11 protein-coding genes are annotated in these 11,985 nt (G+C 40.2%); 3 read left to right on the top strand and 8 right to left on the bottom strand.

Going from position 1 to position 11,985, the window contains the following annotated elements; genetic code table 11:
- Nucleotides 1–54: 54 nt before the first annotated feature.
- The 6 genes from IQ13_RS10055 to IQ13_RS10030 form a co-directional block, all read right to left on the bottom strand.
- Complete coding sequence (locus IQ13_RS10055) at nt 55–870, bottom strand: hypothetical protein (protein ID WP_158637364.1); 816 nt, start codon at nt 868–870, stop codon at nt 55–57.
- Between the two features lie 34 nt (nt 871–904).
- Nucleotides 905–1,420, bottom strand: coding sequence for a heavy-metal-associated domain-containing protein (locus IQ13_RS10050; protein WP_144886205.1), 516 nt, complete (start codon nt 1,418–1,420; stop codon nt 905–907).
- A gap of 78 nt (nt 1,421–1,498) precedes the next feature.
- Nucleotides 1,499–2,095: a heavy-metal-associated domain-containing protein gene (locus IQ13_RS21490; protein WP_199758223.1), complete on the bottom strand. Its 597-nt coding sequence runs from the start codon at nt 2,093–2,095 to the stop codon at nt 1,499–1,501.
- A gap of 86 nt (nt 2,096–2,181) precedes the next feature.
- A complete protein-coding gene (locus IQ13_RS10040; protein WP_445352033.1) occupies nt 2,182–2,580 on the bottom strand; it encodes an HYC_CC_PP family protein in 399 nt (132 codons plus the stop codon).
- 44 nt (nt 2,581–2,624) lie between these two features.
- Complete coding sequence (locus IQ13_RS10035) at nt 2,625–4,631, bottom strand: putative porin (RefSeq protein WP_144886203.1); 2,007 nt, start codon at nt 4,629–4,631, stop codon at nt 2,625–2,627.
- Between the two features lie 70 nt (nt 4,632–4,701).
- A complete protein-coding gene (locus IQ13_RS10030) occupies nt 4,702–5,523 on the bottom strand; it encodes a purine-nucleoside phosphorylase (protein WP_144886202.1) in 822 nt (273 codons plus the stop codon).
- A gap of 216 nt (nt 5,524–5,739) precedes the next feature.
- Between IQ13_RS10030 and sucC the strand changes: the two genes are divergently transcribed.
- From sucC to IQ13_RS10015, 3 genes are all read left to right on the top strand, one after another.
- Nucleotides 5,740–6,951, top strand: coding sequence for an ADP-forming succinate--CoA ligase subunit beta (gene sucC / locus IQ13_RS10025; protein WP_144886201.1), 1,212 nt, complete (start codon nt 5,740–5,742; stop codon nt 6,949–6,951).
- 147 nt (nt 6,952–7,098) lie between these two features.
- Nucleotides 7,099–7,716, top strand: a complete 618-nt coding sequence (locus IQ13_RS10020) for a hypothetical protein (RefSeq protein ID WP_144886200.1) — start codon at nt 7,099–7,101, stop codon at nt 7,714–7,716.
- A 195-nt stretch (nt 7,717–7,911) separates the two neighbouring features.
- The gene (locus IQ13_RS10015) at nt 7,912–8,397 is read left to right on the top strand and encodes a GNAT family N-acetyltransferase (RefSeq protein WP_144886199.1); all 486 of its coding nucleotides are present in this window, start codon (nt 7,912–7,914) and stop codon (nt 8,395–8,397) included.
- Here the strand turns inward: IQ13_RS10015 and IQ13_RS10010 are convergent, their stop codons facing one another.
- A complete protein-coding gene (locus IQ13_RS10010; protein ID WP_144886198.1) occupies nt 8,398–11,097 on the bottom strand; it encodes a peptidase associated/transthyretin-like domain-containing protein in 2,700 nt (899 codons plus the stop codon).
- A gap of 72 nt (nt 11,098–11,169) precedes the next feature.
- A complete protein-coding gene (locus tag IQ13_RS10005) occupies nt 11,170–11,955 on the bottom strand; it encodes a GLPGLI family protein (RefSeq protein ID WP_144886197.1) in 786 nt (261 codons plus the stop codon).
- Nucleotides 11,956–11,985 lie beyond the last annotated feature (30 nt).

The following is an 11,985-nucleotide window of genomic DNA, read 5'->3' as shown; positions in this document are numbered from 1 at the left end:
AATCTTTCTTGCGAAAGAGTGAAAGAATAAAAAGTAAGATTGGTTTTATCCGTTTCATTTTAATGCATTTAAAAAATAATGTTCGAGACTGATGAACACCGAACGGTTTGCCATACGATGTGCATTGCCCGTTAACTGGTAACGTGCACCCACATTAAACCTGGTAGAACTGTTGAAGATCAATTGTACAGCAGGTGCAATATCAATAAACCCAACTTTTACATCGGTGTTTTGCTGTGCCAGGAACTCACAATATAAATTGAGATTCGTTTGTTTATAGTTCTCGTACTTCAACGGAAATAACAAATAGCCCATTGATAAATTATACTGCAATGCATGATTTGAAAATTGCAATCCTAAATTTAATTTATCCTTTGTTTCCAACTGCCGTACATACGATACACCTGCTGATGCTGCAAATTTATTTACCAGCTGCGTGGCGACAACACCCAGCTGCAAACCGCTGTTATCACCTTCGAGGTTCAGTTCCTGGTAAACTAATGGATTATTGCTCCATGCGCCAGCTGCATATACAGCTGCACGAAAATGTTTGTGCACTTCATCGTTACTGTAAAACCGGTACTTGGTATAAAGCCGTGCACTTTCGAACTGTTGTTTCGATTGAAAGAACATGTTTGAAAAACTCATATTACCTGTAACCATCCAGTTTTTACTTAACCCTAACTGCAGCTCGGGCATAAAACGAAATTCCCGTTCGTTGTTGTGGTACGAACGCATGGTTTTAGTACTCACTTTTGCAACCAATGCCTTTGCCGGAATATTCGATGCCGGGTTTGAAAAAATATAGAGCTCCTGTGCTTTTGCTGCAACCATTGTTGCAAGCAATAAACAAGTAAATAAATAGCGCATAAAGAAAAAGGGAAGCAGAACGCTTCCCGTTTGTTTAAATAGTTACATGATAAACACGCATACCGTTGGCCTGTCCGCTTTTATAGCTTTCTGCTTTGGTAAGACCTGCGTATTTTTTATACTCTTTGGCAGGTAAAAAATTCTTATCAATAATGGTGAAGGTTTGCTCGCCACTCAGCTGTTGATTTTTCACTGCAAGAAAGTGTAATACTTTTCCATCTACAGTTACCTGCTGATCGTTTTGTACGGCAACATTGTTAAACACAGCTTTTACCTGCAGCTTTGCTACAGAAAAACCGGCATCTTCCACTTTCTTACGCAACTGATCAAAATTTATATCAGCACCTTCTTTGAATGTAATAGCAAAAGAGGAAGTTTTAATATCAGACTCTACGCTTTCAACAAACGAAAGTGTTTTCAACGATTTATTGATTGCATTGCTGCACATAGCACAGGTTAACCCACTTGCCTGCAAGCTGGCCGATTTAAATTGAGCCGATGCAGCAGTTACAGCCAACAGTACACACATAAATACAAGAAACTTTTTCATCGGAAATAATTTGGTGATTGAGAAAAACTGCTGATGGTGTTTACCATCAGCAGTAAATAAACGATTCAACTAGTTTAATTAACTGTGCTTGGCACATTTACCATCTTTGCAACAATCAGCCTTAGCTGTAGCGCCTTCTTTTTTGCAGCAGTCTGCACCTTTTTCGCATTTCATATCTGCGCAGCAGCCACCTTCTTTAGCGCAAGTGCCATTTGTACAACAATCGCTTTTGCCGGCTACTTTCTTACAGCAATCCATGTTGCCAGTACATTTACCATCTTTCATGCAACAAGCACCTGCTTCTTTTGCAGCGGTTGTTGTTTTACGATCGTATTTGCAGCACTCGTGTAAACCGTTATAAGCTTCTGCAGGAGCAGTGTACTTTTCATTATCATAACCTGCATCTGCAATTGATTTCTGAATTTTATCGTCAGATGTTTTTGCAGCAGCATATTTAACAGTCAGCATTTTGCTGTCTTTATTCCATTGTGCAAACGTTGCACCGCTTGATTTTGCAGCAGCTTCAATGGTTTCTTTACACATACCGCAGTTACCCCATACTTTAAATACAGAAGTTTTTACGGCAGCTTGTTTACCACTTGTTTTAGACTGTGCTGTTGCAGAAATGCCTGCAAACAAAAAGATGAATACGGCAATAATATTAATTGATTTCATTTTGATTAAGTTGTTGGATTGATAATACTGAATAAAGAGAACCTGTTGCATATACAACAGTATTCATGGAGATAAATCAATCTAAACTAAATCAGGAATGTTTGTACAGCGAGATACACTTTGTTATGTGTATTCGGAGGCGGAGAGGTATAAGCAAGGAACGGAACAGGTGATACACCCTGTTCAGGATCGCTGAGTACAATTGTTTTTTCCGGTAGTACGGCACTGATGCCGGCGAGTTCAAAAGCAAACGTAGAAAACTGGTGCGAATCGCTCAGCTTCACTTTCGTTACTTCATCTTTACAGCAATGGTTTTCGGTTTTGGCCATGCCGCATTTATCGCAGGCACCATCGTTATGATCCTGTTCGTGACCAAAGGATACAGAAGAAAACTTACCCATGCAGTAATGTACATTCACCACCATACCACTGGAAACAGTAAGGTAGAAAAAAGCCATCGTTGCTATGATTAATTTCTTCAACATCAATACAAAGATAAACAAAGTACGTAAGAATATACTGATCCGGATCAGTTAACGAAACCCCAATAAATACCCACCCGCAGAAAATAACCGGGTGTTGGCTGCAAAGGCGTGGCTAAATTATTGTTTAAGAAGCCTGTTGAGCTGCCCACCTGAAAGGTGTTGAGATTTTCGGCCCGCATAAAAATACTAAGGCTGCGGATGCGGAACTGCAGATAAGCCGCCACGTCGGGCAGGTTATTAATGGTTGTATCGTTTTGCAGAAAGAACTGACCAAGCACCGGCGAAAAACCATCGGCCTTGTAAGGCGTATGGTAACGGGCTTCAATACCTGTGCTGATGTTGAGCGTTCGGAAAAATTTTCCTTCAAAGGCAAACCGGCTTCGTGCAAATACCAACGGTACATTTATGGGTGCGTTGGCTGTTGTTTGTTGCACGTAAGCTTCGAGGTACCAGTTCCAGTGTTTACCTACGTGAAACTGCTTTTCCAGCTGCAGCTGCAGAAGATTAAACAACGTAGCTTCCTGTTCGGCCTGCGTATAATTTTTAAAATAGATATAGTTCGATGCAAGGAAATACTTTGCACCAATCTTTAACTGAAACTGCGGCAACTCATACATTGCTGATGCAATGGTTGTGTTTTCTTTTCCAAAGTTGGTTGCCCCGAGGTTGAACTTTTTAAAATTACTTCTGTCGTCGTGTATAAACGAAGGCGTACGGTTAACATTCTGGAATCCGAGTGTTAAGTAGCCCAGCTTCTGTCCGATCAATCGTTTTAATGATGCCTGCACATTGTAATCGCCGCCATTGAAACCGGCTAAATAAAACGTACCCGCCAGTTCCATATCCCATTTCTTGTTGCGGGTTTTGTTGCGGTATTCACCATTAAGAAAAATGTTGGTAAAGCCCGGCTCATTGGTTCCAAAATCGGCATTCAATTGCTGATGACCAGCTGCGGCTTTAAAAAACTGCAGCGGATTTTTAATATCGGGAAAGGTGTAAATGGCAGCTTCATTAGTAAGCACCTGCCAGAAATCTTTTAATCCAAAGGTGGAGGGAAGATTTGTTAACCCGTACAGCTTCTGATAACCTTCGGCATCAACTCTTGCATCGTTGTACTGAAAGGTATAACGGCTTAACTGTGCTGTATGCTGAAAACGGAACCGTGGATAAAAGAGATAGTTGGTTGTAGAATCATTTACAATAACAGAATCCTTTTTACCTAAATCGTAATGCTGACGAACTAAAAAACTATTGACTGTATAACGGTTGCCGGTGTTGATGGTATTGCTGAGCAAACCCGATTGTACTGCATCTGTACCACCAAGATTTGTGGGTATACTAAAACGCTCACGGAAATAAGGCAGACTATCAAGAAATGCAGTGCTTTTAATACCACCGTTCTCCGTTGCACCAATTTTATTACTTGCTGCTATAAAATAAATACTGTAACGCTTTTTAGGCGATGTGTACCAGGTGTTAAAATTGAGATTGCTGTGGTTGGTTTTCTGGTTTCGGAAAATACCCGGCGCATTAATTAACCGGAAGTTGAATGCAAAGTTCCAGTTATAGCGGATGTTTTGTGTATGTAACACACCTATGCTCTGCTCCTGCTGTGCACCCAGCACATAACTCAACTCCGAGTAAGGACGGGTGGTATTATAAAACTTCGTTTCTTCAATTTTAGGTATGTACGCATCGTATGCATGCATACCATGATCCCAGCCGGGCTTCATGTTTGGCGAAAACAGCAACGAACGGGAAGCACTGCCGGTATTGCCCAGGAAAATATGCGTCCAAGGTAAATGCCAACGCTTGCTGAAATCATTCACCGATGAATCCAAGGTTGAAAAACGGGCTGTATCAAGATAGCGAAACACGATTGTAACTGAATCTTCGAGCCCGGTGCGATGCAGCAAAGTGTCTTTAAATGGTCCGCTTGTTTGACCGCCACCACCGCCTCCACCTGGAAAACGTTGTAACATGCCCGGTCGCTGTGCCTGTACAGCTGCAACAGAAACCATAAAGAGTAAAACAAAAAATATCCGGACCATATAAGAAAAACGGGCTGTTAAAGCCCGTGCAAAAATAGTTGAATTGAATTTGTGCTTTACTAAAAGCAACTTAAAGTTCAAGAATAAGCTGTTTTACGATTGCCGTCATTTTTGGTTCGGCAGCCTTTGCAGCTTCCAGCACTTCTTCATGCGTAATTACATTCTCTTCTTCACGAATACCGATATCTGTAATAACACTCATGGCAAAAACAGGAATACTCATGTGTACCGCAACAATTACTTCAGGTACTGTACTCATACCTACCGCATCACCTCCCAGTGTATGAATCATTTTGTATTCGCTACGTGTTTCAAATGTTGGACCGGTTACGCCGCAATACACCCCTTCCTTCACCTCAATATCCATCTTCGCTGCAATGGCTTTTGCTTTTTGGATGAACTCCTTTTTATAGGGTTCACTCATATCGGGGAAACGTGGACCAAATTCGCTTTCGTTTTTACCAATCAACGGGTTTACTGTTAATTGGCTGATGTGATCGTTAATAATCATCAGATCGCCAACCTTGAACGATGTATTAACACCTCCGGCCGCATTACTGATGACGAGTTGCTGCACACCCAAAAACTTCATGACACGAATGGGATACACCACTTCCTGGATAGAGTATCCTTCGTAATAATGAAAACGACCGGCCATTACCACCACTTTCTTATCGCCCAACGTACCAAATACCAGTTTGCCTTTGTGTCCTTCTACAGTCGATACCGGAAAATGCGGAATTTCATTATAACTGATTTCTGTTTCAACCTGCAGTTCATCGGTAAAATGTCCAAGTCCGCTGCCCAATACCACACCTACTGTAGAAGCATCAGCATACTTACTGCGGATAAAGGCTACCGTTTCATTGATCTTGTTGAGTAATTCGCCCATCGTTTCAAATTTTTGTAAGGCGGCAAATATAAGCAAGAAGAACGAGGAAGACAGTACGAACGTTCTCTTTATAACTCGTTTATGCCAGCAAATCGGGGCTTTGGATTTCAGTATTTTTTTCACTGGTTTTTCTGTATTGCCTTATATCTGTTAGCTTATGTTTTTCGGTTTTCTCCATTCGTTCTTTCCTTATCTTCGCCAAAATTTTTTTTACGTATGAACCTCCACGAATATCAAGCGAAGGAATTATTGAAGAAATACAATGTTCCCGTGCAGGAAGGATTTGCCTGCAGTACTGTACACGAAGCTGAAGAAGCTTACCGCCAGATCAAAAACCAGAGCGGAAGCAGTTTTGCAGTTGTTAAGGCACAAATTCATGCAGGTGGCCGTGGTAAGGGTACTGTAAAAGAAAGCGGTATCAATGGTGTGAAGGTTGCAAAAAACATCGACCAGATTACTGAATTTGCAAAAGGCATCCTGGGTGGTACCTTGGTGACCATTCAAACAGGTCCTGCAGGTAAAGTGGTAAATAAAATTCTTGTTGCGCAGGATATGTATTACGATGGACCAAGCGAGCGCAAAGAATTTTACCTCTCTATTTTATTAGACCGTACAAAAAAGCAAAACGTAATCATGTACTCTACCGAAGGTGGTATGAACATTGAAGACGTTGCACACGATACACCTGAAAAAATCTTTAAAGAGTGGGTACACCCCGGTGGTCCGTTACAAGGTTTCCAGGCACGTAAAATCGCATTTAACCTCGGTTTAAGCGGTGAAGCATTTAAGAACTGCGTAAAGTTTGTAACCAATCTGTACAACGCTTATGTTGGTTTGGATTGCGGTATGCTTGAAATTAATCCATTGTTCAAAGCAGCTGATGACAAGATTATTGCCGTTGACTGTAAAATGAACATTGATGATAATGCCTTGATGCGTCATGCAGATGTTGCTGCAATGCGTGATACAACAGAAGAAGACCCAACAGAAGTAGAAGCAGGTAACCACAACCTCAACTTTATTAAGTTAGATGGTAACGTGGGTTGTATGGTAAACGGTGCAGGTTTGGCAATGGCTACCATGGATATGATCCAGTTGAGCGGTGGTCAGCCGGCCAACTTCCTCGACGTAGGTGGTACTGCCAATGCACAAACAGTTGAAGCCGGTTTCAAAATCATTTTAAAAGATCCGAACGTAAAAGCAATCCTCATCAACATCTTTGGTGGTATTGTTCGTTGCGATCGTGTGGCGGCAGGTGTAATTGAAGCCTACAAAACAATCGGCGATATTCCTGTTCCCATCATTGTTCGTTTGCAAGGTACCAATGCTGAAGAAGCGAAAAAGCTCATCGACGAAAGCGGACTGAAAGTACAAAGTGCAATCCAGTTGAGCGAAGCAGCAGAACTGGTGAAGCAGGCTGTAGCGTAACGACATGACAAAAAATAAACTTCCCGAACGCCATACGATAATTGTATGGCGTTCGTTTTTTATTCTTGTGTTTCTTTTAGCATATTGCAACAGCATGTGGCGATATTTTTGAAACAGTTACAGCCATTCACCATCAACCAAAATCGTATGACTATACAGATCCGTAAGCAATTCCTTTTTACTCTGCTTCTTTTTATCTCTTCTTCACTTATTGCACAAGACCGTTTTGAAGTAGTACATCACTACAAACCATTTGAAGTGGAATTAAATGCAGGTTATGCAAGACCGCAAGGCAAAGGAGCGAAAGTAGGTTTTCTGTTAGGCATGGAACCTCGGTTGAATGTGGTTGATAAAGTTTCGATTGGCTTGCGCATGGAAGCAACAGCTATGGCCCGTGGCTATGTTGGTGTAAACGGTACCACGCCCAATGGTAATGGCGAAGCAGGATTAGGTTTACACTTTACACCTACTGTTGAATATTATTTTACCAACCGTCTTGTTCGTCCGTTTATTGGCGGCGGTGCAGGTATTTATAATTTTATGAGCATTGAAGCCAACAGCGACAATGGCGGTACCGTACAAATTCCTACCTCTACCCGTTTCGGTGGCTTTGCCCGTGCCGGTATTGAAATATGGCACCTGCGTGCCGCATTCGAATACAACCTTGTTGGCAAAACCAACAACATCAACAACAACTATCTTGGTATTAAACTCGGCATTACACTTGGTGGTGGTTTGTATGATGAGTACAAAGGTGAATACTAAGCCATGTCTGATTTAGGATTGCTGATGTAGGATTTAGTTGAATCCGAACATGACAGAGGTGTTGGGAATTGGAATTTAGGAATTGGAGGATTGGATTTTCTTGAACCTGTTCCTTTCCCTTGGATTTTGCTTTTTTGGATTTTGGATTTTTCTCCACCGAGTGCCTTGTGCCATTCCTCCTTTATTTTTGCAACCATGTCAACAATTACTATCCGCAATATACAACCCGGCGATAATGCTGCACTGGCAGTTATCATACGCAATTCACTCGCAGAGTTTGGTGCCAATAAGCCCGGCACAGTATTCTTCGATCCAACAACCGATGCTTTGTACGAACTGTTTCAAACACCCGGTAGTGTTTATTTTATTGCCGAGGAAGAAGGAAAACTGTTGGGTGGCGGCGGTATTTTTCCAACCGAAGGTTTGCCAAACAAAACATGTGAGTTAGTAAAAATGTATCTGCACAAAGATGCCCGTGGCAAAGGCTTAGGCAAACGCATGATAGAAGAATGTTTGCATTGGGCGAAAGCGAACGGCTACGAACAGGTTTACCTCGAAACCATGCCCGAATTAAAACAGGCGCTGAAAGTATATGAGTTGTTTGGCTTTGAATATTTAAACGGACCGTTGGGCAACAGCGGACATTTTGGTTGCGACCGGTGGATGTTGAAGGAGTTGTGATCAGAAACTATAGTTAACCCTTAACAAGAAATATCGACCTACTCCCATAAATGTATTCTCTGATTTTGTGTTAGGCGAATTTACCCGTTGAACAAAACGCTTATTGTTTAGCAAATTATGCGCAACCAAATCAACATTTAATTTCTTTGTAAGCGTTAAATTCTGGAAAACACCCCACAAATGAAATTCCTGGTTTTCCGACAGACTTAGATAATTATATTGCGTTCCAATGTAATAATTGCCTTTGAATGCAGTACGGAGTTTAACTAAAACATCAGTGGTATTATTCTTATTAAAAAGGGTTTGTGATTCATTGAATTGTTTGTTTTCAAAGAAATCTTTCGAAAAATCGACCTGCCAGCTAACAGGTATTTTGAAAGATGGAACCCACGTAAGTGTGAAACGGCCAAAAAACATCCTGTTTTCAACTGCCTTACTATTCAACAACTGATTATTGATACTGAAGTTTGCATTACTGCTTAACCTGAAGGTTGAATTAAGCGGAAATATAAACGATCCTATATCAAAATTTACGCCAGCCTGTCTGTTATTTGTAACAAGCGCCCATTCCCTGAGAGTATATTGCGGCTGTAAAATGCTGTTACCAGTGTAATCAGTTTTTCCATACCGAATATTTATGCCTGCTAACAATGAAAACTTAGATACAATTTTGAAGTTTGAGAAAGATAATGCTGCCGTGTAATACTCTTGTGGTAAAACTCTTGTTGCTCCGCTGATGACTGAGGCATTGGCGGTAATCATATTTTGCGAATGAAAATACATAATTGAAGGCAACTCTCTTGCAGATAATAACGAAAGGCGTAAACCTGCAAAGACTTTCAGCTTATAAACATATTCTGCATTTGCCCGCCAAAGGAAAAATTGATCTTTCCCATGCATTGCATTTTTACCAGAACCAACACCACTATTCAAAAGAAATTTTACGGAGCTTTTTCCATTTAATTGATAAACTGTAAGAAAGCTTAAACGATTTTCAAAAAATGAAACACTATTGTCAGAAATTGAAAGTAAAGAATCGTTACTCAACACAGAATTTTCCATTGCTAATTTCTGCCAGTTTGTTTCATAACCAACCCTGTATGTAAGCTTTCCTTTTTTGTGCAGAAATGAAATATTATTTTGCTGGTTAGTGATTGTACCATTGGTTGTCTGTTCAAATAACCGGTATTGATTACCGATACCATAAACCAACTGAAGCCTGTTGGTATTCGTATTAAAGAGCTGCCTCTCAGGAATTACGCTGAAACTACTTTGCAAATTCAGCACACTAAACTCATTAAGTTTTAAAGCACCATTGTAGGTTGTGGCATAGCCATTTCTGTTTGCGCTTACACGCTCGTTTAGTGTATCAGAAAAAAAGCCCGACGTTTTATTCCTGTAAAGATCAGTTGTATTGGCCCATCCCCATTGTGCATTTAAGCTTCCTGCAAACCGCTTCAGGTTATCATGTGCCAGCTCAACATTACCAGCTACATTTTGCCGTTTCTTTTCACTTGACAATTCATTCTGCACATTCCATTTATTCTGCTCATTAAGAAACGTTTCCGAACTTCTTTGCCCGTTAAAAAACAGCGCATTTTCAACTGCATACATTCTTCCAGCCAGCTTAATTGATTTATTGATTCTGAAATGTAATAAAGGCGACGTAAAATAGTTTTTGTTATTAAGTACGTACTCCTTGGCTATATCCGGCGCCGATACAGTTCCGCTATTCACCAGCCCTAACCCGTTCACTATTTTCTTTGAGAGTTCTTCTCTTTGTTGTAAAGCAGAGGCGTTACCTTCTTCCTGATACCGCAACAAACCTGTAGCATCTTTTGCAATGTTATTCGTATTCGCCAGATATACCATTTTGAACCGGCTTTTTAACCAAACAAGCGTAGCATCCGCTTCGTATCTTCCTTCAACAGAACCTGATGCAGAAACACTCCCGTTCAGTTTACCCTCCATTCCTTTTTTCAACTTGAGGTTAATAGCCGCTTGGTTGCTTTCAAGCAAACCGCCCATGATCCTGTTCTTGTTGTAGTTATCAATTACCTGCAGTTTGTCCACCATTTCTGCATTTAAGTTGCGGGTTAGCAATTGATATTGATCTTGTGTTAGATCATCACCATCCAGCAACAACGCTTTTACTTCTTTACCTCGGTAAGTAATTCGTCCGTCAGACTCCACTTTGAATCCTTCAATGTTTCTTATTAAATCTTCAACTTTACGTGTTTGTGGCGTCTGGAAGCTATCAGCCGTATACTCAATCGTATCCTTTCTGATTCTGACTGGCTCCTTATTCTCAATGATAATTTCTTTTAACTGATTTCTAGAACGTAGGAGGGAAAAATCAACAACAAGGAATGTATCCTGACGCTTAAATTGAATTTGCTTTTTTTGGGATTCAAAACCAATATGTGACACTACAATAAAATATTCTACTGTATCATTCAACTCTACCATCAGGGAATATGTTCCATTTACCTTTGAAAACCCAAAGGCAACTGTTTTTTCCTGATCGCCTTGATTTTTTTGCTTTATTACGATCGTGGATTGAGATATTGTAGTAGTTATATCACCTTCTGAAAGTACTTTACCTCGAATTTCTATTTTATGTTGCGCAAACGAATATGGCACAATACCCACAAAAAAGAAAAAGAAGAAGGACCTTTTTATAAATTGTTCTACCCACATGAATCTATACTTACATTTCAAATGTACAAACAAACCAATGCAATAAACTATTTACGGCTATCTCACTTCTTCTCAGTTGTCTGTAAGTAAATCTTCAATTGTGTTTGACGTAAAGGTAGTAGAACCTTTGCAATCACTACAATTAGGATCTTCTACATTACCATGAGACTCGATCGCTCGTTTCACTTTTAAAAATCTTTCCTTGTATAACTTTTTGAAGTCGGCATAGTCGCCTTCAATTTTAGTAGGTACTAACGGCAGCACATCATTCGTCTTTTCAATTTTATGCAGCGTCCAGTAAACCGTGAATGTTTCATCATGAATTTCGGTAATTAGCCCAGGTAAGCCACCAAATTTCCATGGTCCGTTATTTAATGGAACTGTTTCTGCAAACCAAGCAACATATTTTCTGCCGCGAAACGACATAGTCGCTTTTTTACAAACTAAACCACCTATTTCCTTTTGTGATTCATGGATTACCCAATCAAACGGGTGTAGAGAATCAGTATAAGGTTTGCTAGCCCTAATGACAAAGCTAAATTCAGATTCAAATACAAGCCTGTTGTGAGCAAGTTCTTTATAGCAATAAACTTTAATTGTATCTTTTTCAGAATAATATTCGTATTTGGTGGCGCCTTGACTGGAAGAAACTTTTTTCATTCCTGCATTTTCAAAACGATAGGGCAGTTTATATGAAACAGATTGAGTTTCGCTACTAAGAAGTATTGCACTATACTTCTTGTCTTCAGGCATCAATGTATCGTTGAAATTATAGTAGGTTATTCGATACAACTTATTATCCTGAGCAAACGTAGAAAACGAATAAAGAAAGACAACCAATTTAAAAAGTGTTTTCATGTCAGTAAAATTAAAGGGACGTTTTCAGTC

This window comes from Lacibacter cauensis (assembly GCF_007830055.1).
Lineage (GTDB): Bacteria > Bacteroidota > Bacteroidia > Chitinophagales > Chitinophagaceae > Lacibacter > Lacibacter cauensis.
The sequence above is the reverse complement of the archived record's forward strand: the minus strand, read 5'-3'. Positions and strand labels throughout refer to the sequence as shown.